Origin of the sequence: Mediterraneibacter sp. 210702-DFI.5.30, from assembly GCF_020560115.1 — a bacterium.
GTDB classification, from domain to species: domain Bacteria; phylum Bacillota; class Clostridia; order Lachnospirales; family Lachnospiraceae; genus Mediterraneibacter; species Mediterraneibacter faecis.
In genome coordinates this window covers 161,023-187,829 of sequence record NZ_JAJCME010000002.1, presented here as the reverse complement: position 1 = coordinate 187,829, position 26,807 = coordinate 161,023, and the positions used below count along the sequence as shown (strand labels likewise).

Below are 26,807 nucleotides of genomic sequence, written 5' to 3'. Positions count from 1 at the left end.
AGAAAAGAGGAGGCGCTTAATATGAAGAAGTTTTTATCAGTATTTCTTACTGCAGCATTAGCAGTCAGCATGCTGGCAGGTTGTGGTAGTAAGAACGAAACAGTAACAGCAAAGGTAATCGATATTGACCTTACAGATGAAGAATATGCATTTGGTGTGGACAAGAATCAGCCGGAACTTCTTGAGAAGACAAATGAGTTTATTGCAAAGATCAAATCAGATGGAACACTTGATGAGATCTGCAAAAAGTATTTCTCAGACGGAGAGCCGGAAGCAGTAAAATCAGCAACACTTGATACATCTAAGGATCAGTTGGTTGTAGCTACAAATGCAGCATTCGAGCCATTTGAGTATACAAAGGGTGAAGATTATTATGGAATCGACATGGAGATTGCAAAGCTTCTTGCTGATGAACTTGGAAAAGAGCTTGTAATTGAGAACATGGATTTTGATGCAGTTTGTCTGTCTGTAAGCCAGCAGAAATGTGATATTGCTATGGCAGGACTTACAATCAATGAAGAGAGAGAAGAATATGTTACATTTACAGATTCTTACTATTCAGCATCCCAGCGTTTGATCGTTCCAAGCAATGTTACAACATTCGATGATTGCAAGACAGCAGATGACGTTGCAGCTAAGCTTGCTGAGACAAAATCATCTGACCAGATCGGTGTTCAGCAGGGAACAACAGGTCAGTACTATGTTGAAGGAAGCGAAGATTGGGACTTCCCGGGACTTCCGGCAAAATGTGTGACATACAAGAGCGGATCACTTGCAGTACAGGATATGCTCAATGGAAATATTCAGTATGTGATCATTGATGCAGCACCGGCAGCAGCAATCACAGATGCAATCAACGCGGTTCAGTAAGAGTATTTACTAAGAATTTACAGGCAGTAAAATAACAGAATTTATTAACGAGGGAAATACAGGCAGAAGATGATGCATGCATTTTCCTCTTTTTGGAGAAAGGAAACAAATGGGGAATTTTAGTCAGAAAGTAGACAAATTTATTGATATATTTCTGAATCAGAATGGCTATGTGAAAGTAGTTCAGGGACTGCACAATACTTTGCTGATCGCAATCTGCGGTCTGATTATCGGTATTGTGATCGGTACTTTGATCGCTACAGTCCGTGTGATTCCGAAATATAAAACTCTTCCGAGAGTATTGAATCATATTTGCAGCTTTTACGTTGCATTATTCAGAGGAACTCCTATGGTAGTTCAGCTCCTTATCTTTTATTATGTACTCCTTCCGATTTTTGGGGTGAAGATTACCGGAGTACAGGTTTCTATGGTTGTATTTGGTCTGAATAGTGGTGCATATATTTCAGAGATCATGCGAAGCGGAATCCAGTCTGTCGATCCGGGACAGATGGAAGCCGGAAGAGCAGTCGGACTCAGTTTTGGAACAAGTATGATGAAGATTGTGATTCCGCAGGCTGTAAAGAACATTCTTCCGACACTTGGAAATGAGTTCATTTCTCTTATTAAAGAGACTTCCGTAGTAAGTTTTGTTGGCGCAGCTGACCTTTATGTTGCATTTAACTATATCGGAAGTAACAGCTACGAATTCATGGTACCGTACCTTGTAATGGCGTTAATCTACATTGCACTTGTGCTTGTGATCACATTACTTGTTAAATTATTAGAAAGGAGCCTGAAGAAGAGTGATAGACGTAATTAATCTGCAAAAAAGCTTTGGGGACAAAGAGATTCTGAAGGGAATCAATGTTACGATCAATAAAGGCGATATCGTTGCGGTACTCGGACCATCCGGCTCCGGTAAAAGTACATTTTTGCGATGCCTGAACTGTATGGAAGACCCGACAGGCGGAAGCATTATCTTTAATGGTGTTGATATCGCAGATATGAAGGTTGATATTAATCAGCATCGCCGCCATATGGGAATGGTTTTCCAGCATTTCAATCTTTATAATAATAAGACAGTTCTTCAGAATGTCATGATGGCACCTGCATATCTAAGATGTAAGGACATTGATAAGGCAAAGAAAAAGAATCGTATGATCAAATTTAAAAATATGTTCCGTGGAAGTGACAAGAAGGAAGAACTGATTCCGATCACTGAGACAAAGGAGCAGATCAAGAAAGAAGTAAAGGAGCAGGCAATGGCTCTTTTGAAGAGAATCGGATTGGAAGATAAAGCGGATGTGTATCCGTCTACACTTTCCGGTGGACAGAAACAGCGTGTCGCGATTATCCGTTCCATGGCTATGAATCCTGACGTAATTCTTTTTGATGAGCCGACTTCAGCACTTGACCCGGAAATGGTAGGAGAAGTACTTGAACTGATGAAAGATCTGGCAAAAGAGGGAATGACAATGGTTGTTGTTACTCATGAGATGGGATTTGCCCGTGAGGTTGCTTCAAGAGTTCTTTTCATTGATGACGGTCAGATTAAGGAAGAAGCTGCCCCGGCAGAATTCTTTGAACATCCGAAAGATCCAAGACTTCAGGAGTTCCTTTCAAAGATCCTGTAAAAGAAAATATGTAACTGTTCAGAGCCAAGCAGAATTTCATAAAACAGGTGTAAAATGCTTGCATTTTTAAGACTATTTTTGAAATTTTATTTGGCGGATACGCCACACCGACGAAATGCGTAGCATTTTGGAGGTTGGTTCTGAACAGTTACGAAAAAATATTTAATTTTTAATCTATAGAATATCTGTTTGGTATTGTGTTACAATATTGAACAGATATTTTTATATATAAGGAAATGGTATTGAATGAAATGTGATGGAAAGAAAAAAAACGAAGCAGATGCTTTGGCATGTGAGAGGCTGCAAGAAACAGTAGAACCACTTGTTGAATGGTTTCGGGAGAATCAGAGAGATCTTCCGTGGCGGAAGCATGTGAATGCGTATCGGGTCTGGATTTCAGAGATTATGCTGCAGCAGACGAGAGTGGAAGCAGTTAAATCTTATTACACACGATTCCTGGAAGAACTGCCGGATATCAAAGCGCTGGCTGAAGTGCCGGAAGACAGACTGCTTAAGCTGTGGGAAGGACTTGGCTACTACAACAGGGCGAGGAATTTAAAGGCAGCAGCACAACAGGTAATGGAAGAATATAATGGTGTATTCCCGGATACATTTGAAGAGATAAAAAAGTTGAAGGGAATTGGCAGTTATACAGCCGGTGCGATTAGCTCTTTTGTTTATCATCAGCAGAAACCAGCGGTAGATGGAAATGTTTTTCGCGTGGTTACAAGAATTCTGGAAGACAGTGATGACATTATGAAAGCAAGTACAAGGACAAAGATAGAACGTATGCTTGAACAAGTGATTCCGGCAGAGGCACCGGGAGATTTTAATCAAGGATTGATCGAACTTGGGGCAATCGTCTGTCTGCCAAATGGAGAACCAAGGTGTGAGAGCTGTCCGATAAGGGAATTTTGTCTTGCATACCAGGATGAATGTCAGATGGACTATCCGGTCAAGAAAAAGGCGAAAGAGCGAAGAATCGAGAAAAGAACGATTCTAAGATTCTGTGATAATGAGGAAATTGCGATTCGCAAAAGGCCGGGAAAAGGACTCCTTGCAGGATTGTATGAATTTCCTAATGTAGAGGGACATTTAACACAAAAAGAAGTTATAGAATATGCAAAAGAGTCAGGTCTTACGCCGGTGCGCGTGAAGAAGCTGCCAAAGGCGAAGCACATTTTCAGTCATGTGGAATGGCATATGACCGGATATGAGATTTTGGTGGATGAGTTGGAAAAAGAATTTCAGAATCCTGAGATCATATTTACAGGAAAGAAGGACCTGGAGAAAAATTATGCAATTCCGAGTGCATTTTCTGCATATCTATAAATGAAGAGGATGAGAATACTGTGGTAGCTGAAAAATCTGGAAAATAAAAATAGAACGCTTAAAATAGAGTCCACTCTGTTTTATTGAAAAAAAGGGCGAAATATGTTATAATATCTCTTATAGTTTAAAATGCATACGGGAGAGTTTTAGCAGAAATGAGTACAAAAATAGAATTATCGAAGCAGCAGAAAAAATCACAGGAAACAAAGGAAAAAATCTTTCAGGCAGCGAAGAAGATTCTTCAGAAGAGCGGATATGAAAAATTGTCAATCAAGAATATCTGTGAAGAAGCAGGAGTGTCGAACGGAAGTTTCTATCATCACTTTAAGACAAAAGATGATTTGCTGTCTTATTATATAGAAGACCAGCCTACGATGGGACCGGATCTGCTGGAGACACCGAAAAGTCTGGAAGATGTAAAGGACGGAATTGTCCGTGTTTATTTGAATTATGTAGCTTATTGCCGTGAGCTTGGTGTAGAATTTATGGCAGGGTATTATGATACAAAGAATCAGGCATTGAATCCGGCGATAAGAACAGAACGTCCATATCCGATCGTGACAGTGCAGGCTTATGTAGAGCAGGCTGCGAAGGATGGGATTATTAACATTAGAGAGAGTATTGACGAATTTACAACAGATATCCGGATGATCGTGATCGGAAATGTATTTGAATGGTGTCTGAGAGAGGGAAATGCTGATTTCGAGGGCAACATGAGTCGTTCTTTAAGGCGGTATCTGGACAGTACACTGGAGGAAGGTTGATGATTTATCACTTTATTGTGAATCCGCGGGCTCGTTCAGGGCTTGGCGAGATGCTGTGGAAACAGCTGGAACCTGAGTTGTGCAGAAAAAGAATCGATTATCAGATTCATCTGACAACAAAGAAAAAGGATGCAGGAAAGATTGCATCAGAGATTACGGAAGATGGCCAGGAGCACATGCTTGTTGTTCTTGGAGGCGACGGTACACTCAATGAAGTACTAAGCGGAATTAAATCACTGGAGAAAGTGACGTTGGGATATATTCCGATTGGATCAAGCAATGATTTTGCAAGAGGAACAGGAATTCCGGGAGATCCTTTTGAAGCATTGGACACAATTCTTTCACCCAAAAGGGTTGAAAAGATGGATATAGGTGTGCTAAAAAGGGAAGGGAAAGGAAGAAGATTTGCAGTGAGTGCCGGCATTGGATTTGATGCTGCAGTTTGTCATGAAGTATGTGTTTCAAAATGGAAACGTGTATTGAACCTTCTGAAAATCGGTAAGCTGAGTTATGCGGTTGTGGCAATGGATCGTATTATAAAGGATCGGCCGGTGAAACTTGAACTGACACTGGATGATGGAAGCATGAAAGTGTTTGAGAGGACTTATTTTGCAGCATTTATGAATCTTCCTTATGAAGGAGGAGGCTTTAAGTTTTGTCCGGACGCTTCCGGAAGTGATGGATTTCTTGATATTATGGTTGTGTCGGATCTGTCGAAGCTCAAGATTCTGTGTCTGCTTCCGACCGCTTTTTCAGGAAAGCATACAAGATTTAAAGGGGTGACGATATTAAAATGTCGTAGTGTAAAGGTAGTGACAGATCGTGCACTGCCGTTACATACAGATGGAGAACCTTCCTTTTTATCAAAAGAGATAGAAGTCTCACTGGAAAAAGAAAAACTTAATGTGATCGTTGAATAGAAGAAAGGTGATGAAACAGGATGCATATAGGGATTGTTTTAGCAATTGGGTTATGTATTGTAATAGGAATACCAGCTTTCTTAATTTTTTTGCTGGCTCCAAGACTGTCGGGCAGAAAAAGAGTGCATCCGTTTCTTGGCGTAAAGTGGGCGCATAGAGGACTTCATGATAAGAAGCGTGGGATTCCGGAAAATTCATTTCCGGCATTTCGTGCGGCAATCGAAGCCGGAGATGGAATAGAACTGGATGTTCATCTGACAAAGGATGGACAGTTGGTGGTTTTTCATGATGATACATTTGAAAGAATCTGTGGAAGACGGGGCAGAGTGGAAGATACTTCATATGAAGAGATGCAGAAGTATAGACTTGCGGAGACAAAAGAGCGGATTCCACTATTGTCAGAAGTACTGCAGTTGGTAGATGGAAAGGTACCACTTCTGATCGAGGTGAAACTTCCTAACACAGATACAAAGATTTGCAGAAAATTGGATGAAGAACTGCGAAAATATCATGGCGAATACATGATCCAATCCTTTAACAGCCTGGTACTTCGTTGGATGAAGAAATATCGGAATGAAATCCCAAGAGGACAATTATCTGAGAATCTGACGAAAAACGACAGAACAACGCATTATCTCTTGAGATTTTGTGTAAAATATCTTTTGAGTAACTGTATGTGCAGACCGGATTTTATTTCTTACCGGTGGTCGGACAGAAAGAATCCGGGATTATGGTTGAACAGGGTTCTCTTTAAAACGCCGGCAGCGGCATGGACACTGCATGGAGAAAAGGATGTTAAGGCGGCAAGAAGAAGCTTCGATATGTATATTTTTGAGATGAGTTAAAGAAGAGTAAATCTGATTTCTATTGAAAGTGCTGATTTAAAAAGTAAAGGTGAACAAAAGAAGAGACAGATGTTGATAATTCATAAGAAAAAGAAAAGAAATGTTAAAAACTTATGAAGTCGGTTGAGATTGTGTTTTAAAAGTGCTATAATCGAGCCTATCAAAAAAGAGCGTTAAATGAAAATAGCGCAGAAGTAGCAAGTGCTGTATCGGTTTGATGAAAAGCGGAGGAGTGTCAGATATGAAATGGAAGACAAAGTTCATAGAGACAATGAAAAGATATAAGCATGCATGGGTGTTTTTATACGCGTTAATCTATATGCCGTGGTTTTGGTTTCTTGAGAAACATGTGACGATGAATTATCATGTGGTGCAGACAGCATTAGATGAAGAGATTCCTTTTATTGAATATTTTATTGTACCGTATATGTTATGGTTTGTATTTATCGCAGCTACATTTTTATACTTTTTCGTTACAGATGTACAGGGATTTTACAAACTGGCGAAGATTTCGTTTGCAGGAATGACAATTTTCCTTATTATTTGTTCCGTATTTCCGAATGGTCAGGATTTACGACCGGTTGTGTTTGAGCGGGATAATATTTTTGTAGATGCAGTTCGAATGCTGTATCGGACAGATACTTGTACGAATGTATTTCCAAGTCTTCATGTGTTTAATACTCTGTGCGCATGTATTGCAATCCATAAGAGTCAGGCACTTAAGAAACACAAAGCTGTTTGTATTGGAGCATATGTGCTTGGAGCGTTGATCATAATGGCGACTATGTTCTTGAAGCAGCATTCTGTACTTGATGTGACAGGAGCATTTATTATGGCTTATCTGTTGTATCAGTGGGTATATGCAGAAGAGACGAAGAAAGTTCCGGGATATTCAAAGCGTCCGGTATTTCAGAATAAGTAAGAGTTAGAAAAAGAATTACAGGAAGTGCTTTTGGCTGATGAGGTCAAGGGCACTTTTTTGTATATTAGGAAAGTCCTTTCCTAATATACAGAAGTTTCTATAGAAAAGCATCTGGGGAAATGTTATAATAAAAGCCAGTGAATTACTGTGGGCAGATTAGCCTGACAGTTACGAATAAAGTATTACATGAGATTTAGGAGGACTAGAGCATGAAGAAGGTTATGCTTACTGGTGACAGACCGACAGGAAGATTACACGTAGGACATTATGTGGGTTCCCTGCGTCGTCGTGTTGAATTACAGAATACAGGAGATTTTGATGACATTTTTATTATGATCGCAGATGCACAGGCATTGACTGATAATGCTGATAACCCGGAAAAGGTACGTCAGAATATTATCGAAGTAGCATTAGACTACATGGCTTGTGGATTGGATCCGGAGAAGTCTACTCTGTTTATCCAGTCACAGGTACCGGAACTGACAGAGTTATCATTCTATTACATGAATCTTGTGACAGTCTCAAGACTGCAGAGAAATCCTACTGTAAAGAATGAGATCAAGATGAGAAATTTTGAGGCAAGTATCCCGGTTGGATTCTTCACATATCCGATCAGTCAGGCAGCAGATATTACAGCATTCAAGGCTACTGTTGTACCGGTAGGAGAAGATCAGCTCCCGATGCTTGAGCAGACAAAGGAGATTGTACACAAATTTAATTCCGTTTATGGAGATACCCTGATCGATCCGAAGATTCTTCTTCCGGAGAATGAAGCATGCCTTCGTCTCCCGGGAATTGACGGTAAGGCGAAGATGAGTAAGTCTCTGGGCAACTGTATTTATCTGTCAGAGGAATCAGAAGATATTAAGAAGAAAGTATTCAGCATGTTTACTGATCCGAATCATATCCGTGTGGAAGATCCGGGAAGTCTGGAAGGAAATACTGTATTCACATATCTGGATGCATTCTGTAAACCAGAGTATTTTGCGGAATTCCTGCCAGAATATCAGAATCTGGATGAGCTGAAAGCACATTATCAGAGAGGCGGACTTGGAGATATGAAAGTGAAGAGATTCCTGAACAATGTTCTTCAGGCAGAACTGGAGCCAATCCGCAACAGAAGAAAAGAACTTCAGAAAGACATTCCTGCAATCTACGAGATTCTTAAAAAGGGAAGCGAGAAGGCAGAGGCTGTTGCAGCACAGACATTGAAGGAAGTAAAAGATGCTATGAAGATCAATTATTTTGATGACAAGGCACTGATTGAGGCGCAGGCAGAGAGATTTTCAAAATAGAGTGTTGTTGGAATAGTTATAATGTAGTTTTGAATCAGGACAGGCGGTGCAAATTTGAGTTTGCTTATATGTGAACTTGAATCTGGCACCGCCTTTGCTTGGTTTTGGGTAAATTTTTGGGCGTCTGTTCGGAGAGGATCCTTTGAAGTGAGATTTTCCAAAGATACAAAAAGACTGTAAGGAAATTTCCTTACAGTCTCTATAGCGTGCGATAGAAGATTCGAACTCCCGGCCTTCTGATCCGTAGTCAGACGCTCTATCCAGCTGAGCTAATCGCACATTTTGTTGTTTGCTCTGTTGTATCGCTCACAACAAAAAAGATTATATAACGGATATTGGAAAATGTCAACACTAATTTTGAATTTTTTTCAAAAAAATTTGAAGCGGATTTTAGAAGCTATTTTCAATCTATCTTTTGTGCGCTACCGAGTGTTATTCTTCAATAATCTGAATCTCCAGATAGTCAAAGTCAATCTCATCGACAAAATTGTCCTGATAGAAACGCGCTTTGGCGTGGCGCTTGAACTCATTGATCGTTGAGTCGAGCCAGATCGGCTTGCTCAGATCAAATTCATAGCAGATCTTATCGAGTGCATGAAAGATCTTATGTGTACGTGTGTCGTCTGTCTCATCGCAGATAACAGTATCGCAAAGCATGCGGTTGTCTTTAAATTCTTTTCCCCATAAACGAAACATAATAGACTCCTTTCCGGCAGCAGAAGAAACTATCTGATCTTCTGAAAATACCTGTCTCTTGTATCCTAACATAAGAAAAACAAAAAGTCATTTCTTTTTTAGAGACTTTTTGGTATAGTGGAACGGTAATGTTACTGTTCACTCCCGTGTCAATCACTCCGCTGATTGACACGGAGGATGCGTGTTTTGACTTGAATGCATCTCGCCCCATCGCCAAAGGCGATTTAAAATGGCGAGATGCGTTGCAGGTCGCACATCGTGTGAACAGTAACACGGTAATGGTAACAGCAATATAGTAATTGATAGAATGATTGGAGAGCAGTTATGATTAGAGAATGTACAGAGACAGACAGAGAAATACTGGGAAGTTATCTGGAAGAAGACAGTTATGGACAGGAAATCTTTCGTCTGATTGATGAATTCGGATTTGAACAGAAATTCCAGTCCGTTTATATGGATATTGAAGAAGAACAGTGCAAAGGTGTTTATCTTATGATTTACAAAAATGTACTGCTTTATTCGAAAGAGAACCAGGTGGAAATTGATTTCCTGGAGCAGATGCTCTCTGCGCTTGTGCCGGAGATGGTGATTGGACGAAAGGATAATGTGAATATTGTAAGCTGGCTTCTGACAGACTACCGGATGGATACCGTAGATCAGATCCCGGAGCTTTGTGATGAGGAAGGCAATGCGTTGAAGAGGGACACCCGGAAGAAGGAAGGACAGGAATGGGGCGTCCTGTATAAGGAGGACTAGAAGAGCGATGAAGAGAATATTTATTGACGGACTCAGCGGAATGGCGCAGGGCTTGTTTGCAACATTGATCATAGGAACAATCATCCAGCAGATAGGAATGTTTGTTGGAGGAAATTATGGAGATTTAATTTATTTGATCGGGAAAGTTGCTGCAGCGCTTACAGGAGCAGGTATTGGTGTCGGAGTAGCAAGGAAGCTGGAGGCTCAGCAGCTTGTTACAGTTTGTGCAGCTGTTGCCGGTATGATCGGAGCATTCGCGGGGAAAATTCTGGCAGGTCAGGTACTTGTAGATGGGAATATTGTATTAGCCGGACCGGGGGAACCACTGGGAGCTTTCGTGGCAGCTTATGTGGCAATTGAGATTGGAATTTTAGTTACAGGAAGAACAAAACTAGATATTATCCTGACACCATTGATCTGCATTGGAGTTGGTGGAGTTGTTGGATTGTTTGTCGGACCACCGATTTCTTCCTTTATGAACTGGCTGGGTTCTTTGATTAACTGGGGAACAGAACAGCAGCCGTTCCTTATGGGAATTGTAGTTTCGGTCTTGATGGGAATGATCCTGACATTGCCGATCAGCTCCGCGGCTTTGGGGGTAATCCTGAATCTGTCAGGTCTTGCAGCTGGAGCAGCTACAGTTGGATGTTGTTGCAATATGATTGGATTCGCAGTTGCAAGCTACAGAGAGAATAAGATTGGTGGATTTTTGGCACAGGGAATTGGTACTTCTATGCTTCAGGTACCGAATATTATGAGACATCCATTGATTTGGATCCCATCCATTTTGTCAAGTGCAATTTTAGGACCGGTAAGTACAATGTTACTCCATATGACGAATAATGCAACCGGATCCGGAATGGGAACAGCCGGGCTGGTTGGTCCGTTGATGACGTGGCAGGTGATGATCCAGACAGAAGATCCGATGATTGTTCTGGTGAAGATCATTGTGATCCAGTTTGTACTTCCAGCAGTGATCACACTTGGAATTTCAGAATTTATGAGAAAGAAGGGCTGGATTCGCCAGGGAGATATGAAACTGGAGCTGTAGGCAGAAAATGGATTACAGAGATTGGAAAGATACTATTACAGTAACACTAAAATATCTCTAAAAAAGAAGTGAATTCTGTGACAGAAAAATGGGAGTATGTTATACTTAATATATATAAACAGACCGGGGGATGACTGCTATGAGAAGTGAACAACAGGTAGAAGCTGCGCTAAAGAGTTATGAAGATGTTGACAGCTGGAAGACAATCATTTTCCTGTATAATGCAGCGTTGAAAGAAGTTGGTACAAAGCTGGAGATTCTTAATGATGAATTTCAGCATGTACATCAGTATAATCCGATTGAACATATTAAGACAAGAATCAAGACACCGGACAGTATTGTGAAAAAGCTGAAGAGGTATGGACATGAGACGTCCATAGAGAACATGGTTCGCTATGTGAATGATATTGCAGGAGTAAGATTGATCTGTTCATTTACATCAGACATATATCGTCTGGCAGAGATGATAGGGAATCAAAGCGATTTGAAAGTTCTTTCAATTAAGGATTATATTAAGAATCCCAAAGAAAGTGGATATAAAAGTTATCATATGTTAGTTTCTGTGCCGATATTCCTTTCGGATAGTGTAGTAGACACGAAGGTTGAGATTCAGATCCGAACCATTGCAATGGACTTCTGGGCAAGCCTTGAACATAAGATCTACTACAAATTTGAAGGGAATGCACCGGAGTATATCAGCAAGGATCTGCAGGAATGCGCAAAGATGGTATCAGAGCTGGATGATAAGATGCTTTCATTGAATGAGGCAATTCAGGAATGCATTGCCCAACAGGATAAGGATCAGATTCGGATGAATGAAGAACTGATGAATGATGTGTGCAGAGATGTTCTTGGAAATAACAAAGAATATAAAGATTCGAAAGTACAGGAAAAAGTGACAGAGATTGTAACATAAGACAGTAATAAATGAAGTGAGCTGTGGGAAATGAGAGATTCATATTTTCACAGCTCTTGTTGTTAAAAGTGATTGTGTTACTGTTTACACGATGTGCGACCAGAAACGCATTTCGTTATTTCAAATCGCCTTTGGCGATGGGGCTTGATGATTTTCTGTAGGTTCGGTATACTATAGCAATAGAAGAATGGAAAATATGAAAGATATTTAGCATAGAAAGATGAGGAAAATAGATGATGATAAGAAAAAAACTGGCAGTCTTGATGTTGGCTGGTGTGACTTGTTTAGCATCCGGCTGTGGAAATGTGGTCAAGGACGGGACAGAGGCGCTTGGTGAAGGAAGATATGATGCGGCAGAGACGGCATTTGAAGAGGCAACTAAGAATGAGAATAAAGAAGTTGCGGCAGATGGGTATCAGGGACTTGGAATGACATATTATGAACAGGAAGAATATGATAAAGCATTGGAAGCATTTCAGACCGCATTGGATCAGGGAGCAGAGCAGACGCAGGAACTTTATAATCTGACCGCAGTTTGCGCAATGAAGACGGAAGATTATGCGAAGGCACTCGAATGTTTCCAGGCTGGAATCGCACTTGCAGAAAGCAAGACAGGAGATGACAAAACGAAAGCAGATACAGCACTTCTTCAAGAAATGGAATATAATGTGATTGTCTGCTACGAACAACAGGCAGACTGGGAAAATGCAAAGAGTGCGATGAAACAGTATCAGGAAGATTTCCCGGAAGATGATTCTGTGAGTAAGGAAGCAGAGTTCCTTCAGACAAGATAAACAGGTTACTGCGGTCAGTAGCAGGGCAGGTTGCATATTAGCAGATCATGATAAGTAGATAAGGAAAAGAAAATATGATATCAATGGATGAAATAAAAGAGAGGGTAATTCTCGTTGCGGTAGATACGGATGGATCTGATCAGGCAGAACGATCCCTGGATGAGCTTGGAGAGCTTGCGAAGACAGCAGGTGCAGAAGTTGTCGGTCGTATGATCCAGCCAAGAGAAAATATCCATCCGGGAACTTATATAGGAAAAGGAAAAATTCTGGAATTAAAGGAATTATTGTGGGAGACGCACGGAACAGGAATTATCTGTGATGACGAGTTGACAAGTGTGCAGATGGGGAATCTGGAAGCAGAATTGGATTGTAAAATCATGGACAGAACACTTCTGATTCTTGATATATTTGCAGCCAGAGCAGTGTCAGGAGAAGGTAAGATCCAGGTAGAATTAGCACAGTTAAAGTACCGTGCTTCAAGACTGGCCGGACTTGGAAAATCACTTTCCAGACTTGGAGGAGGAATCGGAACAAGAGGACCGGGAGAGAAAAAACTGGAGATGGACCGCCGTCTGATCAGAGAACGTATCAGCAGACTGAAGAAAGAATTGAAAGATGTAGAGCGCCACAGAGAATTGATTCGTGGACAGAGAAAGCAGTCCGGACTGAAAGTAGCAGCATTAGTAGGTTATACTTCAGCAGGGAAGAGCAGTATTGAGAATGCACTGACACAGGCAGGAGTATTGGAGGATGCAATGCTTTTCTCAACATTGGATACAACAACGAGAGCTTTGACACTGGATAACACACAGGAAATTCTTCTGACAGATACGGTTGGATTTATCAACAAGCTGCCGCATCATTTGGTAGAGGCATTTAAGAGTACACTGGAAGAAGCAAAGTATGCGGATATTATCGTGCACGTAGTTGATGCTTCGAATCCACAGATGGATGCACAGATGCATGTAGTTTATGAGACACTCAGACAGCTTGGAGCCGAAGGAAAACCGGTCATTACACTGTTTAACAAGCAGGATAAGGTTGAGATTCCGGTTAATCACAAAGATCTTCAGGCAGATTATTCCATTGCGACATCTGCGAAGACCGGGCAGGGGCTGGAAGAGTTCAAACACGCATTGTTGGAGATTATCCGTAAAGAGCAGATTTATATTGAACGCTTATATGATTTCAGTGAAGCGGGCAAGATTCAGCTGATCCGCAGTAAAGGACAGCTGTTATCCGAAGAATATGTGCCGGAAGGAATTGAGGTTAAGGCATATGTGCCGCAGGATATTTATGGAAGATTATAAATGTGTCTGGAATTCTAATGCTATAGAATAAGAAAAATAGATAGATAACAAAACCGTAAGAGGAAGCAGGAAATGAGCTTCATCTTACGGTTTTTTCTTATAAGAACAGTGGAAAAACTGTTCTTGGAATTGCGTGTGATATTATATGGTGTTTCTGTAAAGTTATATCCTACTGTAGATACGGTGTTGCCGGGCTCTCTGGGTAACTTCCCATGGAGACAAGCAGCTGAAGACCTACATCTCTTGCAGTGAGGACTGCATTCTTAACAGCATCCGCATCACCGGTTACCGCGACGATCACTTCGTTCGAATGGCTTGTTCCCTGGTCCGGGGTCATATACTTGATGACTTCAACCGGGGAAGACTTCACCGCAAGGTCAGCCATGACAAGTCCAATAGCAGCAGGGGAACCGCAGAAGAATCCAAATGGTTTTCCAATCGGGGCGTTGAATGCCATATGAAGTGCTTTGTCTGCACAGGCAGAGAAAGTGAACTCCAGATGTCCGGCCTGGCTGATGTAGAGTTCACCGGCATATTTGCCGATATATTCAAGCGCAATGTCAACTGCACGGCGCACGTCAGAGACATTGTCTCCGCCAATCACGATAAAACATCCGTGTCCGCCCCAGCCTTTTGTATCACGAGGAAGCTCAATAGAGACAATCTCCGTGTTCGTTGACTTGACAGCTTCGTCTGCTGCATTGATCTGTCCGGCTGCACCTGTTCTTGAACTGATCAGGCCGAGACTCTTATATGCCTTCTTCAGATTCATCTTCTCAAGAAGAGAAGGGTCAATTCCTGGAATTACAAGTCCGATTGTATCCAAAACGGTTGTTCCAACGAATTCAGTAAGGGAACAATCCTGTGAAATCTGTTCAATGTGATGTACGTCTATCATATGAATCCTCCATCTATTCCAATAATCTGTCCGGTCATATAGGCCGGCGTATCTGTGAGCTTTAATGCAAGCTCGGCAACTTCCTCCGGATCGGCAAAACGTCCGGAAGGAATCTCATCCATAAGATCTTGGCGTTCCTCTTCATTCAAACGACCATTCATTTCCGTATCGATCACACCGCAGGCGATTGCATTCACCTGAATATTACTCGGTGCAAGTTCCTTGGCAAGTGCTCGTGTCAGTCCATGTATTCCTGATTTGGTTGCGGAATAAGCAACTTCACAGGAAGCACCAACGGTTCCCCACATGGAAGAAATATTGAGTATCTTTCCATGTTTTTTAGACACCATGTATGGAATTGCGGCACGGCTGCAGTAGAAGACGGAAGAAAGATTCGTGGCAAGAATCTTATCCCAGTCATTGTCAGTCATGTCAGTCAGAAGTCCGAACCAGGCGATACCGGCATTGTTGATCAGAATATCAACGCCACCACACTCTTTTTCAATAATCTGAAAAATCTTCCGGACTTCGTCGGGGTTACTGACATCTCCGGGAACTGCTGTACAGGAACCACCGTCTGAGAGAATCTCATGTGCGAGTTCTTCTAAGCGTTCCACCTGGTGGACACAGTTGAGAAATACGTGATAACCGGCCTTGGCGTATGCTTTCGCACAGGCACGCCCGATGCCGCGGGAAGAACCGGTGATCAGTATGGATTTTTTATTCATAAAAGAAAACCTCAGTCTTTCTGAGCCCTTAAATAAGCGGCTGATTTGGAGAGTGATCATGATAAAATTCTAATGATTACTCAGATACAATAACTATAACATAAAATGGATTGGATTTCATTGTCTTTCGTAAATGGATATGCTAAAATTTTAGAAAAGGGCGTTACTGGATACAGTAATTAGGATAGATTTGATGATTTCGGAAGAAGGAGAGAACACAATGGCAAAGACAAAGGTAATCTGTTTTACGAATAATAAGGGAGGAAGCGGAAAGACCACAACTTGTTCAAATGTTGGATTTGGTTTGAGAGAGCTTGGAAAAAAGGTTCTGATGATCGACGGAGATATGCAGCTGAATCTCTCCCTTTCTTTGTTTGACGAAGATACAGTGCTTGCATATGCACAGAGTGAAAAAAATTTGTATGAAGCAATCAAGCGACAGGATGATCTGACAGATTATATCGTGAATACAAAATACGAAGGACTTGATCTGATTCCGTCTTCTACATTGATGAGTTCGATTGAATACGAACTTTTTACAAAATGGCAGAGAGAGTATATTTTGAAAAAAGGATTGAAGAAGATCCGCGAGTCAGAGGTTTATGATTATATTCTGATCGATGCACCGCCGACACTTGGTGGATGGGTGATGAATATCCTGTGTGCGTCCGATTATGTGATTCTTCCGGTAGAGGCATCTCCATGGGGACTGTTTGGTCTTGGAAATATGTTTGAATTCCTGGACAGTGTAGAAGAAATTGCACCGGATCTCAAGCTTGGTGGAATTGTGATCACAAAGGTTGATACAAGAAAGAATTATTTCAAACAGACATTAGAGACTCTGCAAGAGTTAGATGATGTGAAAGTATTTGATACTTACATCCGCGTGGACAGTGGAATTGAGTGGTCGCAGGATAATAATGCACCGGTGATCGCATATAAGAAGAGCAGTAGAAGTGCGAAAGAGTACATGGAATTAACGAGAGAGATTGCAGCTACATTAAAAGGATAAACAAGAAAGGCAGGCAATAGATGCATCAGGAACTGATCCGGGAACTGGCGATGATCACAGATGAGGAACGCCGGATCCTTGAAGGAAAACAGGAGATCGATCCACAGCTTTATACAGAAAAGAAGGAAATGGTTGTGGACAGTGCGAAACTTCTGAAGAAGGGGAAGTTGATCCAGGTCAGACCGCATACTCGCTTTGTACATTTCCCGGCGCATACACACAATTATATAGAAGTAATTTATATGTGCCAGGGAACAACGACACATATCGTGAATGGCAATCAGGTTGTGCTCGAACAGGGTGACCTTCTGTTTCTGAATCAGAATGCAGTGCAGGAGATCCTTCCGGCCGGAGAGTATGATATTGCAGTGAATTTTATTGTCCTGCCGGAGTTTTTTAACACAGCATTCTCTATGATCGGGGCAGAAGAAAATCAGCTGAAAGATTTCCTTGTCGGGGCGTTGTGCGGAAGAGATGAAGAGACGTCTTATCTGTATTTTCATGTGGCTGATATTCTCCCGGTGCAGAATCTGATCGAGAATATGGTCTGGACGATCTTCTATGACATTTCCAATAAGCGAAGCAGTAATCAGATCACGATGGGACTTTTGTTTCTTCAGTTGTTGAATTATATGGATAAGATGGAAGCCGGCGGACGCAAATTTGACACAGAGATTATGGCGAATGTGTATCGCTATATTGAGGATCATTTTAAAGAAGGCACGCTGTCAGAACTGGCGGTAGAGATGAAAGTGGATGTCTATTGGCTGAGTCGTGAGATTAAGAAGAAATCAGGGAAAACATATAAAGAACTTCTTCAGGAAAAGAGAATGCAGCAGGCAGTGTATCTTCTGATAAACAGCAGGATTGCGGTGTCGGACATTATAGAAGCAGTTGGATACGACAATACAAGCTATTTTTATAGAAAATTTAAAGAACGCTACGGAATCAGTCCGAAAGAATATCGGATTGAAAATATGAATTAAGGATAAAGTATAGAGAGGATGCTATTTTTCACAGATGGCATCTTCTTTTTTTACGCGAATAGTAAACCGAAGACTATACTGAAGTGAGAATTGGCAATTTGCATCAATGACAACGTATGAAAACAGATAAAAATAAAAAAACGACGAAATAAAATTGCGAAAATAATATCAAAATAGCACTATGCACAAAAGGAGATAGGATGTATAATGAAACATATGTGAAAAATACAAAAAGGAGGGGCACGATGTTAGATATATCCTATTACGAAAAAACAGATGAGATTATTGCACAGTATACATGTGAAGAAAAGTCTTTGATCCCGATTATACAGGGGATTCAGGAAGAATATCGCTATCTTCCACCAGAGCTTTTAACTTATGTTGCGGAGAAACTGGGAATCTCCGAGGCGAAAGCTTACAGTGTGGCAAGCTTTTATGAAAATTTTTCTTTTGAGGCAAAAGGAAAATATGTGATAAAAGTATGTGATGGAACAGCCTGTCATGTGCGCAAATCTATTCCGATTCTGGAAGGACTTTACAAGGAACTGGGGCTTGGGAAAAAGAAACACACAACAGATGACCAGTTGTTTACAGTAGAGACGGTTTCATGCTTGGGCGCATGTGGACTGGCACCGGCCGTAATGGTCAATGATGAAGTACATCCGAAAATGACACCTGAGAAAATGAGCGAGCTGATCAAGAAGCTGCGGGAGGAAGAGGAATGAGGATAGAAAACAGAATGCAGCTCCAGTTATGGAGAGAAGAGTGTAAGGAAAAGCGGCAGAAAGAAAACTGTTGTATTCTGGTCTGTGGAGGAACAGGATGTCTGGCAGGTGGTTCAGATAAAATATATGCCCGTTTGAAAGAACTAACTTCCAATATGGATCATGTAACAGTCAAAATCGGTGAAGAAATCGCTCATGTGGGACTTAAGATGAGCGGATGCCATGGATTCTGTGAGATGGGTCCGCTGGTTCGTATTGAACCTTATAACTATCTGTATCTGAAAGTAAAACTGGAAGACTGCGAAGAAATTTTTGAAAAGACGATTCTTCATGGAGAACCGGTTACAAGATTGATGTATGAAGATAATGGTCATGTATATCAGACACAGGAAGAAATTCCATTCTATGCCAAGCAGACCCGTCTGGTGTTGAGAAACTGCGGTCATATTGATGCAGAGCATATTGAAGATGCAATGGCGGTAGGAGCATATGAGTCTTTCGAAAAAGCTGTGTTTGAAATGACTCCGGAAGCAGTGATTAAGACGGTTACAGATGCAGGTCTTCGTGGAAGAGGCGGAGCAGGATTTCCGGCGGGAAGAAAATGGTCACAGGTAGCGAGTCAGCCGGAAAAGATCCGTTATGTAGTCTGCAATGGTGATGAAGGAGATCCGGGTGCATTTATGGATCGAAGCGTTATGGAAGGTGATCCTCACCGAATGATCGAAGGTATGATGCTGGCAGCTTATGCAGTACAGGCTCAGGAAGGATATATTTACGTTCGTGCAGAGTATCCGCTGGCAGTACGAAGACTGCAGATCGCTATCGCTCAGGCGGAAGAGAAAGGACTTTTGGGAGATAATATCCTTGGAACAGGATTCAGCTTCAAATTACATATCAATCGCGGAGCAGGTGCTTTTGTATGTGGGGAAGGTTCCGCGCTTACAGCTTCGATCGAAGGCAAGCGAGGCATGCCAAGAGTAAAACCACCGAGAACAGTAGAACAGGGATTATGGGAGAAGCCAACCGTATTGAATAACGTAGAGACTTATGCAAATATCCCGATGATCATTAAAAACGGAGCAGACTGGTACAGCCGTATCGGTACACCGCAAAGCCCAGGAACGAAAGCGTTTGCCCTTACCGGAAATGTAAAAAATACCGGATTGATCGAAGTGCCTATGGGAATAAGTTTACGTGAAATCATCTTTGATATCGGAGGCGGTATCAAGGACGATAAAGGGTTCAAGGCAGTTCAGATCGGTGGTCCATCCGGTGGATGTCTGGTAGAATCCCAGCTTGACAGTAAGATGGATTTTGACTCACTGTCAAAGATCGGTGCCATGATCGGTTCCGGTGGACTTGTTGTTATGGATGAAGACACCTGTATGGTAGAGGTTGCAAGATTCTTTATGAACTTCACACAGAGAGAAAGCTGTGGAAAATGCGTTCCGTGCAGAGAAGGAACTAAGCGTATGCTTGAGATTCTGGAACGTATAGTTGCCGGAAACGGAGAAATGAGCGACCTTGATGAACTGGAAGAACTGGCAGACATGATTGAAAATACTGCCTTATGTGGTCTTGGAAAGAGTGCACCAAAGCCGGTTGTAAGTACGATTCATGCATTCCGAAAAGAATATGAAGAGCACATAATAGATAAGAAATGTCGTGCGGGAGTCTGTTCTAATCTTCGTGTGTTTAAGATTGATCCGGAGAAATGCAAAGGATGTTCGAAATGTGCGAAGAACTGTCCGGTAAATGCAATCACAGGAAAAATAAAATCACCATTTACAATTGATAATTCAAAGTGCATCAAGTGTGGAAGTTGTATCGATAACTGCCCATTTGGAGCTGTTTATACAGAGTAGGGAGGATAGAGATTTATGGGAATTATGACAATTGACGGACAGGCCATTGAGTTCACGGATGAACCTAATGTATTGTCTGTAATAAGAAAAGCCGGGATTGATATCCCTACCTTGTGTTATCATTCGGAATTATCTATCTATGGTGCCTGCCGATTATGCACGGTAGAAGATGACAGAGGGAAAACATTTGCTTCATGTTCAGAAAAGCCGAGAGACGGAATGATTATTTATACAAATACACCAAGGCTGATGCGCTACCGGAAACTGATACTGGAACTACTTCTGGCTGCTCACTGCAGAGATTGTACGACGTGTATCAAGAGCGGCGAGTGTCATCTGCAGGAACTGGCGCACCGTATGGGAGTTCATGAGATCCGCTTTGAAAATGTAAGAGAGATACAGCCAATTGATACAAGTTCACACGCAATTATCAGAGATCCGAATAAATGTATCCTGTGTGGTGACTGTGTCAGAATGTGTGATAATGTACAGAATATCAATGCAATCGACTTCGCGTATCGTGGAACTGATGCACAGGTAATACCGGCATTTAATAAGAAGATTGCAGAAACAGACTGCGTAGGTTGTGGACAGTGTCGTGTTGTCTGTCCGACCGGTGCAATCAGTATTCATACCAATATTGATGAAGTGTGGGAAGCTTTGGCAGACAAGAATACAAAGGTGATCGCTCAGATCGCTCCGGCTGTACGTGTTGCAATCGGTGATAATTTTGGTTATGCCAAAGGCGAAAATGTAATGGGTAAGTTAGTAGGAGTATTGCATCGTCTGGGATTTGATGAAGTATATGACACATCCTATGGCGCAGACCTGACAGTTGTGGAGGAATCCAAAGAGTTTATTGAGAGATTTACTTCCGGTGAGAAGATGCCACTCTTTACATCCTGTTGTCCGGCATGGGTAAAATATTGTGAGAATAAATATCCGGAATTCGTGCCGAATCTTTCAACATGCAGATCACCGCAGCAGATGTTTGGAGCAGTTGTAAGAGAGTATTATAAAGATCCTGAGAAAAATGAAGGAAAGAAGATTGTATCTGTATCTATCATGCCTTGTACGGCGAAGAAGGAAGAAATCTTACGTCCGGAATCTTATACAAATGGCAAGCAGGATGTTGATTACGTGCTTACAACAACAGAAATCGTAAGAATGATCCGCAAATCAGGAATTGTATTTGACAAAGTTGAGATCGAAGCAGCTGATGTACCGTTTGGTATCGGCTCCGGAAGTGGTGTGATCTTCGGTGTTACCGGTGGTGTTACAGAGGCAGTGCTCCGTAGGCTGCAGCAGGGACACAACAGAGTAGACATGGAGTCTATTAAAAAGAGTGGTGTGCGTGGGGACGACGGTATTAAAGTGCTGACTTATAATTATAATGGAAGAGAGATTAAGGCAGCAGTTGTAAATGGCCTTGCAAATGCAGATAAAGTATTGCAGCAAATTAAAAATCACGAAGCAGAGTATGATTTTGTGGAAGTGATGGCCTGCCGCAGAGGATGTATCATGGGTGGAGGTCAGCCGGTGAATGCAGGACCGAGAACCAGAAAAGCAAGAATGAAGGGCTTATATGATACAGATGTAAACACTCAGATCAAGAAATCAAATGAGAACCCAATGATTCTTTCCTTGTACGATACTTTGTTGAAGGGAAAAGAGCATGAGCTTCTTCATAGAAATTTCTCCGGTAAATAAAGTATCTGGTTGTGGAGAATTACATTTGAAATGAAGATATACATTTTCAACAAAAATAGTAATTGAAAATTGTACAAGGTGCAAAAGAGAACCCTAAAAACAAAATATAATGCAAATAAGGACGCTGTTTTTCGTAAATAGCGTCCTTTTTTTACATAAAAAGCGTGGGTATAATAAAGTCATAAGAAATGAACAGTAATAGAAAAATAACAAGGAGGCACCAAACAATGGGCAATTATTATCTGGCAGTTGATATCGGAGCATCCAGTGGACGTCATATGCTGGCATCCATGGAAGATGGAAAGATGAAACTGGAAGAGGTTTACCGGTTTCCAAATGGAATGGATAACAAAAACGGTACTTTATGTTGGGATGTAGATCGTCTTTTTACAGAAATTAAGAACGGATTGAAGAAATGCAAAGAACTTGGAAAGATACCGGCAACAATGGGAATTGATACTTGGGGAGTTGACTATGTGCTTCTTGATGAGAAGGATCAGATCCTCGGAGATACAGTAGGCTATCGTGACAGTCGTACGAATGGAATGGATGAGAAAGTGTATGAAAAGATTTCCCTTTCCGCATTGTATGAGAGAACAGGTATCCAGAAGCAGATATTCAATACAATCTATCAGCTGATGGCTGTAAAAGAGACTCATCCGGAGTACCTTGAACAGGCAAAAGCAATCCTGATGATTCCGGATTACTTCCATTTCCTGCTGACAGGTGTGAAGAAAAATGAATATACAAATGCGACAACAGGACAGCTTGTGAATCCGACGACAAATGACTGGGATTATAAACTGATCGATATGCTCGGATACAACAAAGAGATGTTCCAGCCGGTATCTATGCCGGGAACAGTAGTAGGCGAATTTACACAGGACATTCAGAACGAGGTTGGATTCAACTGCAAGGTTGTTCTTCCAGCCACTCATGATACAGGCTCAGCGGTACTTGCGGTACCAACCAACGATGACAATGCCATTTATATCAGCTCCGGCACATGGTCTTTGATGGGAATTGAGAGAAAAGAAGCAGACTGTTCACTGAGAAGTATGCAGGCAAACTTCACAAACGAAGGTGGATACGATCACCGTTTCCGTTACCTGAAAAATATCATGGGACTCTGGATGATCCAGTCTGTAAAGAAAGAATTCACAGAGGATCTTTCTTTTGCAGAGATTTGTGAGAGAGCTTCCAAAGAGACGATCACATCTTTAGTAGACTGTAATGATGACTGCTTCCTTGCTCCGAAGAGCATGATTGAAGCTGTGAAGAAGTTCTGCCGTGATTCCAAGCAGCAGGTGCCTGAAACAGTGGGCGAGATCGCAGCAGTTATCTACAACAGTCTTGCAAAATGTTATGGCGATACGATCGAAGAGATTGAAGCATTAACAGGAAAAAAATACACTACAATCTATGTTGTCGGTGGCGGTGCCAATGCAGGATATCTTAACGAACTGACAGCAAAATATACAGGAAAAAAAGTTTCTGCAGGGCCTTCTGAAGCTACAGCAATCGGAAATATTGTTGTCCAGATGCTACATGATGGAGTATTTAAAGACCTGCCGGAAGCAAGAACATGTGTTGGAAAATCGTTTGATGTAAAAATATACGAAAATGCGTAATTCAAATTCACAAAAATGGAGGAAGAAAAGATGACAAGATATGAATCAGCCAAAGAAATCTATGCAAAATTAGGAGTGGACACAGACGCAGCAATCGCAAAATGTAAAGAAATTCCGGTTTCTCTTCACTGCTGGCAGGGAGATGATGTAACAGGATTTGACCACGACGGCCCTCTGACAGGAGGAATCCAGACAACAGGAAACTATCCGGGAAAAGCAAGAACTCCGGAAGAACTGTTAGCTGATATGGATAAGGCAATGAGCCTGATGCCGGGTAAAAAGAAAATCAATGTTCATGCATGCTACGCAATCTTTGAAGATGGTGAATTCGTAGATCGTGATAAATTAGAGCCAAAACATTTCCAGAAATGGGTTGATTTTGCAAAAGAAAGAGGAATGGGACTTGATTTTAATCCAACATTCTTCTCACATCCAATGGTAAAAGACGGACTTACACTTTCAAGCCCGGATGAGGAAGTAAGAAACTTCTGGATCGAGCATGGAAAAGCCTGCATCCGCATTTCACAGTATTTTGCGGAGCAGACAGGAGTTCCTTGTGTAATGAATATCTGGACAGGTGACGGATTCAAAGATATTCCGGCTGACCGTATGGGACCTCGTGTACGCTACAAAGAGTCTATCGATGCAATCCTTTCCGAGCCATTTGACACAAACCTTGTAAAACCTTGTGTAGAGTCTAAAGTATTCGGTATCGGTGTTGAGGCTTATACAGTAGGGTCAGCTGAATTCTCACTGAGCTACGCTGCAATGAACAAAGACAAATGTCTGCCACTGATGGACAACGGACATTATCATCCAACAGAAGTAGTATCCGATAAGATTCCGGCACTACTTACATTCTTCCCGGAGATTGCTCTGCATGTTACACGTCCGATCCGTTGGGATTCAGACCATGTAGTTCTCTTTGATGATGAGACAAAAGAGATCGCAAAAGAGATCGTTCGCTGCGAGAACGGAATTGACCGTACATATATTGCACTGGATTACTTTGATGCTTCCATCAACCGTATTTCCGCATGGGTAACAGGATTCCGCAGCTTCCAGAAAGCACTGCTTGATGCACTTTGTCAGCCAAGCGAGATGCTCAAAGAGCTTCAGGATACAAACCAGATGAGCAAGAAGATGGTTGTTATGGAACAGTGCAAGACACTTCCAATCGGTGATGTATGGGAAGAGTACTGCCGTCAGTGTGGTGTAGAAGCTGAAGGATGGTTTGACGAGATTCAAAAATATGAGGATGAAGTGCTGTCTAAGAGAGCATAATAAAGAGTGAAAAAATGGGGGATATCAGGAAATTGATATGCCCCATTTTTGTTCGAAAATGAGAAGTTGGTCAAGGAGTATCCTTTTTAAATCAAATTCAGATATTCCAGCGCCTGGCGGATTCCGCCGTCTTCCAAGGCGCTGGTCACATAATCAGCTTGTGATTTCAAGTTTTCAGATCCATTTCCCATAGCAACCTTAAATCCGGCAGCCTGGAACATTGGCAAGTCATTATTGCTATCGCCGAAAGCAATAACATCCCTCTTTTCGTATCCAAGTACATTACTCATAACACTGATCGCAAGTCCTTTGGAACAGCCTTTCATGACAAATTCAATCGTTCTTCCAACAAAAGATCCACTGTGAATAATATAATCATACCATAGGGATAATTCCTGGCATAATTTCTCTGGATTACATCCGGGTGTGCGCTTGGCACTTATTTTGTTAAAGTGAAGATTATGTTCATTTCCACGAATAGGAAGCAGTTTGTCACCGAGTTCCTGAGTGATCAGATCAGCAAACCAGTCTATGTCACTTGTATATTCATCCAGATTATAGTACATATAATCATTGCCTTCCAGTACAGGGATAAAACCGTTTGCCTTAATGATCTCTACGGTCTTCCATGCCAGGTCGGTTGGCATCTCACGCTCAAATACCCGCGTTCCATTATATTCGATATATGCTCCAAGATTAGCGATAAGTCCGTCAAATCCAATCTCCTTCATAAGATATTCAGGAACAAAAGCGTTTGAACGACCGGTACAGATGAAAGTCTTATGTCCGTTTTTTCTCAACTGTTGAAGTGCAAGTTTTGTATCTTCTGGTGTTCCTTTTACAATATCTAAAATTGTTCCATCTGCATCAAAGAAAAGGCATTTTCCCATTGTAAGTATTCCTTCTATATTTATAGTATTATCTCTCACCTAAAAATCCCATAAACTTACGTACAGAGTAATTCAGGATAAGATCCTCCGGAATGTCAGCTTTTCGAGCCAAAGCTTCGGCATACTGGAAGTCACCGATATGTTCGGTGCCGTGGCTGTCACTGGAGAACAGAACCGGATAATTAAAGTGCTTGGACAGATTCAATATTAAGAGATCAGCATAGGTCGTATCCCCACGATATCCATCCGGACTTAAAGAACTGTTATTGATCTCAAGCAGAACATGGTTCTCCATTGCAGCACGGAAAAGCGCAAAATAATCTACAGGGAATTTTTCGTCATCGCAATGACCGATGATATTAACATTAGGATTCTCCATAGCCTTGATATAAGCACGGGTGTTCTCATCTGCTGTTCCGGACTTAAAAATTGGACGATGCATACTTGCTATAACATAATCCAGAGATTCTAAAATTTCATCATCAAGATCCAGTTTTCCTTCCTGATCCAGAATATTTACCTCTGCACCGTAAAGCATTCTAACACCGAGACGCTTTGGTTGTGCAAATGCAAGGCTGCGGAAATAAGAAATGCGTCCGCCACCAAGCGTTTTTGGACCATGATCGGAAATTCCAAGCATCTTAAGCCCGGCTGCATTGGCAGCTTTTGCCATATCAGTCATGGTCGCACAGGTTCCGTGCCCGCTGGCGATGGAATGTGTGTGGATATCAAATTCATAAGAAGCCATATAATCCAACCCTTCTTTCTAATCGTTCACGCGGCAGACATTGTGTTGATTCATTCGCCATGCCGCATATATACCTTAAGTATGCGGTATTTTAAGTAAAATGTCAATAAATTCGAGGCGAAACGTAAAGAAAAAACAAATAAAACACAACATGAACCGTATTGGGATTTATTGTAACTTTACAGAAATATAATGTGGGATGTATTGTGTTTTGATTGACTTTGG

The 26,807-nt window shown here is 41.6% G+C and carries 25 protein-coding genes, 1 tRNA gene and 1 pseudogene; 21 read left to right on the top strand and 6 right to left on the bottom strand.

Features of this window, described 5'->3' with window-relative positions; translation table 11 throughout:
• Positions 1-21: 21 nt before the first annotated feature.
• From LI126_RS02835 to trpS, 9 genes and pseudogenes are all read left to right on the top strand, one after another.
• Positions 22-870: a transporter substrate-binding domain-containing protein gene (locus tag LI126_RS02835; protein WP_226901033.1), complete on the top strand. Its 849-nt coding sequence runs from the start codon at positions 22-24 to the stop codon at positions 868-870.
• A 109-nt stretch (positions 871-979) separates the two neighbouring features.
• The gene (locus LI126_RS02830) at positions 980-1,690 is read left to right on the top strand and encodes an amino acid ABC transporter permease (RefSeq protein WP_015528275.1); all 711 of its coding nucleotides are present in this window, start codon (positions 980-982) and stop codon (positions 1,688-1,690) included.
• Entirely contained in the window at positions 1,674-2,504 is an 831-nt protein-coding gene (locus tag LI126_RS02825) for an amino acid ABC transporter ATP-binding protein (RefSeq protein WP_020436489.1), read from the top strand. Before LI126_RS02830 ends, LI126_RS02825 begins: the two co-directional genes overlap by 17 nt.
• 300 nt (positions 2,505-2,804) lie before the next feature.
• Positions 2,805-3,836, top strand: a pseudogene (gene mutY, locus LI126_RS02820) (A/G-specific adenine glycosylase); the annotation flags it as partial.
• A gap of 155 nt (positions 3,837-3,991) precedes the next feature.
• A complete protein-coding gene (locus LI126_RS02815) occupies positions 3,992-4,600 on the top strand; it encodes a TetR/AcrR family transcriptional regulator (protein WP_117497867.1) in 609 nt (202 codons plus the stop codon).
• Complete coding sequence (locus LI126_RS02810) at positions 4,600-5,520, top strand: diacylglycerol/lipid kinase family protein (protein WP_020436492.1); 921 nt, start codon at positions 4,600-4,602, stop codon at positions 5,518-5,520. Before LI126_RS02815 ends, LI126_RS02810 begins: the two co-directional genes overlap by 1 nt.
• 122 nt (positions 5,521-5,642) lie before the next feature.
• Complete coding sequence (locus tag LI126_RS02805; protein WP_319017054.1) at positions 5,643-6,365, top strand: glycerophosphodiester phosphodiesterase; 723 nt, start codon at positions 5,643-5,645, stop codon at positions 6,363-6,365.
• Between the two features lie 241 nt (positions 6,366-6,606).
• A complete protein-coding gene (locus tag LI126_RS02800; protein ID WP_015528270.1) occupies positions 6,607-7,287 on the top strand; it encodes a phosphatase PAP2 family protein in 681 nt (226 codons plus the stop codon).
• Between the two features lie 209 nt (positions 7,288-7,496).
• On the top strand, positions 7,497-8,582 hold the full coding sequence (gene trpS, locus LI126_RS02795) for a tryptophan--tRNA ligase (RefSeq protein WP_020436495.1): 1,086 nt from the start codon (positions 7,497-7,499) through the stop codon (positions 8,580-8,582).
• A 205-nt stretch (positions 8,583-8,787) separates the two neighbouring features.
• On the opposite strand, the gene LI126_RS02790 is transcribed toward trpS, so the two are convergent.
• Both LI126_RS02790 and LI126_RS02785 read right to left on the bottom strand, forming a co-directional pair.
• Positions 8,788-8,861, bottom strand: a tRNA-Arg gene (locus tag LI126_RS02790).
• A 153-nt stretch (positions 8,862-9,014) separates the two neighbouring features.
• On the bottom strand, positions 9,015-9,278 hold the full coding sequence (locus LI126_RS02785; protein ID WP_020436496.1) for a hypothetical protein: 264 nt from the start codon (positions 9,276-9,278) through the stop codon (positions 9,015-9,017).
• A gap of 324 nt (positions 9,279-9,602) precedes the next feature.
• Here LI126_RS02785 and LI126_RS02780 point away from each other — a divergent pair, with 324 nt between their 5' ends.
• The 5 genes from LI126_RS02780 to hflX all read left to right on the top strand — a co-directional run bounded on the left by LI126_RS02780 (position 9,603) and on the right by hflX (position 14,105).
• On the top strand, positions 9,603-10,034 hold the full coding sequence (locus LI126_RS02780) for a hypothetical protein (protein WP_227164784.1): 432 nt from the start codon (positions 9,603-9,605) through the stop codon (positions 10,032-10,034).
• 7 nt (positions 10,035-10,041) lie between these two features.
• Positions 10,042-11,085: a PTS transporter subunit IIC gene (locus LI126_RS02775; RefSeq protein WP_117497871.1), complete on the top strand. Its 1,044-nt coding sequence runs from the start codon at positions 10,042-10,044 to the stop codon at positions 11,083-11,085.
• A gap of 139 nt (positions 11,086-11,224) precedes the next feature.
• A complete protein-coding gene (locus tag LI126_RS02770) occupies positions 11,225-12,001 on the top strand; it encodes a GTP pyrophosphokinase (RefSeq protein WP_020436499.1) in 777 nt (258 codons plus the stop codon).
• Positions 12,002-12,234: 233 nt separating this feature from the next.
• On the top strand, positions 12,235-12,795 hold the full coding sequence (locus tag LI126_RS02765; RefSeq protein ID WP_020436500.1) for a tetratricopeptide repeat protein: 561 nt from the start codon (positions 12,235-12,237) through the stop codon (positions 12,793-12,795).
• Between the two features lie 74 nt (positions 12,796-12,869).
• Positions 12,870-14,105, top strand: coding sequence for a GTPase HflX (hflX, locus tag LI126_RS02760; protein WP_196020146.1), 1,236 nt, complete (start codon positions 12,870-12,872; stop codon positions 14,103-14,105).
• Positions 14,106-14,274: 169 nt separating this feature from the next.
• Here the strand turns inward: hflX and pduB are convergent, their stop codons facing one another.
• On the bottom strand, positions 14,275-15,003 hold the full coding sequence (pduB, locus tag LI126_RS02755; RefSeq protein ID WP_055161049.1) for a microcompartment protein PduB: 729 nt from the start codon (positions 15,001-15,003) through the stop codon (positions 14,275-14,277).
• The gene (gene ymfI / locus LI126_RS02750) at positions 15,000-15,731 is read right to left on the bottom strand and encodes an elongation factor P 5-aminopentanone reductase (RefSeq protein ID WP_227164783.1); all 732 of its coding nucleotides are present in this window, start codon (positions 15,729-15,731) and stop codon (positions 15,000-15,002) included. Before ymfI ends, pduB begins: the two co-directional genes overlap by 4 nt.
• A gap of 220 nt (positions 15,732-15,951) precedes the next feature.
• Here ymfI and LI126_RS02745 point away from each other — a divergent pair, with 220 nt between their 5' ends.
• From LI126_RS02745 to LI126_RS02715, 7 genes are all read left to right on the top strand, one after another.
• Positions 15,952-16,743, top strand: coding sequence for a ParA family protein (locus tag LI126_RS02745; RefSeq protein ID WP_117497921.1), 792 nt, complete (start codon positions 15,952-15,954; stop codon positions 16,741-16,743).
• A 20-nt stretch (positions 16,744-16,763) separates the two neighbouring features.
• Complete coding sequence (locus LI126_RS02740) at positions 16,764-17,729, top strand: AraC family transcriptional regulator (protein ID WP_015528259.1); 966 nt, start codon at positions 16,764-16,766, stop codon at positions 17,727-17,729.
• A 245-nt stretch (positions 17,730-17,974) separates the two neighbouring features.
• Positions 17,975-18,454, top strand: coding sequence for a complex I 24 kDa subunit family protein (locus LI126_RS02735; protein WP_015528258.1), 480 nt, complete (start codon positions 17,975-17,977; stop codon positions 18,452-18,454).
• Positions 18,451-20,319 (top strand): NADH-quinone oxidoreductase subunit NuoF, encoded by a 1,869-nt coding sequence (gene nuoF / locus LI126_RS02730; protein WP_015528257.1) that lies wholly within the window; start codon positions 18,451-18,453, stop codon positions 20,317-20,319. The genes LI126_RS02735 and nuoF overlap by 4 nt, the downstream gene beginning before the upstream one ends.
• A gap of 15 nt (positions 20,320-20,334) precedes the next feature.
• Entirely contained in the window at positions 20,335-22,029 is a 1,695-nt protein-coding gene (locus LI126_RS02725; RefSeq protein ID WP_055161057.1) for a [FeFe] hydrogenase, group A, read from the top strand.
• 227 nt (positions 22,030-22,256) lie between these two features.
• A complete protein-coding gene (gene rhaB, locus LI126_RS02720) occupies positions 22,257-23,660 on the top strand; it encodes a rhamnulokinase (RefSeq protein ID WP_227164782.1) in 1,404 nt (467 codons plus the stop codon).
• Positions 23,661-23,690: 30 nt separating this feature from the next.
• Positions 23,691-24,944, top strand: coding sequence for an L-rhamnose isomerase (locus tag LI126_RS02715; protein ID WP_020436510.1), 1,254 nt, complete (start codon positions 23,691-23,693; stop codon positions 24,942-24,944).
• An 86-nt stretch (positions 24,945-25,030) separates the two neighbouring features.
• Here the strand turns inward: LI126_RS02715 and LI126_RS02710 are convergent, their stop codons facing one another.
• Together LI126_RS02710 and LI126_RS02705 are read right to left on the bottom strand one after the other, a co-directional pair.
• Complete coding sequence (locus LI126_RS02710) at positions 25,031-25,834, bottom strand: Cof-type HAD-IIB family hydrolase (protein WP_227164781.1); 804 nt, start codon at positions 25,832-25,834, stop codon at positions 25,031-25,033.
• A gap of 28 nt (positions 25,835-25,862) precedes the next feature.
• A complete protein-coding gene (locus tag LI126_RS02705; protein WP_227164780.1) occupies positions 25,863-26,582 on the bottom strand; it encodes a phosphatase in 720 nt (239 codons plus the stop codon).
• Positions 26,583-26,807 lie beyond the last annotated feature (225 nt).

Bases quoted from the DNA above. Each gene is read 5' to 3' on its own strand.
- LI126_RS02835 (WP_226901033.1), top strand. From the start codon at position 22: ATGAAGAAGTTTTTATCAGTATTTCTTACTGCAGCATTAGCAGTCAGC.
- LI126_RS02830 (WP_015528275.1), top strand. From the start codon at position 980: ATGGGGAATTTTAGTCAGAAAGTAGACAAATTTATTGATATATTTCTG.
- LI126_RS02815 (WP_117497867.1), top strand. From the start codon at position 3,992: ATGAGTACAAAAATAGAATTATCGAAGCAGCAGAAAAAATCACAGGAA.
- LI126_RS02810 (WP_020436492.1), top strand. From the start codon at position 4,600: ATGATTTATCACTTTATTGTGAATCCGCGGGCTCGTTCAGGGCTTGGC.
- LI126_RS02800 (WP_015528270.1), top strand. From the start codon at position 6,607: ATGAAATGGAAGACAAAGTTCATAGAGACAATGAAAAGATATAAGCAT.
- trpS (WP_020436495.1), top strand. From the start codon at position 7,497: ATGAAGAAGGTTATGCTTACTGGTGACAGACCGACAGGAAGATTACAC.
- LI126_RS02785 (WP_020436496.1), bottom strand. From the start codon at position 9,278: ATGTTTCGTTTATGGGGAAAAGAATTTAAAGACAACCGCATGCTTTGC.
- LI126_RS02780 (WP_227164784.1), top strand. From the start codon at position 9,603: ATGATTAGAGAATGTACAGAGACAGACAGAGAAATACTGGGAAGTTAT.
- LI126_RS02775 (WP_117497871.1), top strand. From the start codon at position 10,042: ATGAAGAGAATATTTATTGACGGACTCAGCGGAATGGCGCAGGGCTTG.
- LI126_RS02770 (WP_020436499.1), top strand. From the start codon at position 11,225: ATGAGAAGTGAACAACAGGTAGAAGCTGCGCTAAAGAGTTATGAAGAT.
- LI126_RS02765 (WP_020436500.1), top strand. From the start codon at position 12,235: ATGATGATAAGAAAAAAACTGGCAGTCTTGATGTTGGCTGGTGTGACT.
- hflX (WP_196020146.1), top strand. From the start codon at position 12,870: ATGATATCAATGGATGAAATAAAAGAGAGGGTAATTCTCGTTGCGGTA.
- pduB (WP_055161049.1), bottom strand. From the start codon at position 15,003: ATGATAGACGTACATCACATTGAACAGATTTCACAGGATTGTTCCCTT.
- ymfI (WP_227164783.1), bottom strand. From the start codon at position 15,731: ATGAATAAAAAATCCATACTGATCACCGGTTCTTCCCGCGGCATCGGG.
- LI126_RS02745 (WP_117497921.1), top strand. From the start codon at position 15,952: ATGGCAAAGACAAAGGTAATCTGTTTTACGAATAATAAGGGAGGAAGC.
- LI126_RS02740 (WP_015528259.1), top strand. From the start codon at position 16,764: ATGCATCAGGAACTGATCCGGGAACTGGCGATGATCACAGATGAGGAA.
- LI126_RS02735 (WP_015528258.1), top strand. From the start codon at position 17,975: ATGTTAGATATATCCTATTACGAAAAAACAGATGAGATTATTGCACAG.
- nuoF (WP_015528257.1), top strand. From the start codon at position 18,451: ATGAGGATAGAAAACAGAATGCAGCTCCAGTTATGGAGAGAAGAGTGT.
- LI126_RS02725 (WP_055161057.1), top strand. From the start codon at position 20,335: ATGGGAATTATGACAATTGACGGACAGGCCATTGAGTTCACGGATGAA.
- rhaB (WP_227164782.1), top strand. From the start codon at position 22,257: ATGGGCAATTATTATCTGGCAGTTGATATCGGAGCATCCAGTGGACGT.
- LI126_RS02715 (WP_020436510.1), top strand. From the start codon at position 23,691: ATGACAAGATATGAATCAGCCAAAGAAATCTATGCAAAATTAGGAGTG.
- LI126_RS02710 (WP_227164781.1), bottom strand. From the start codon at position 25,834: ATGGGAAAATGCCTTTTCTTTGATGCAGATGGAACAATTTTAGATATT.
- LI126_RS02705 (WP_227164780.1), bottom strand. From the start codon at position 26,582: ATGGCTTCTTATGAATTTGATATCCACACACATTCCATCGCCAGCGGG.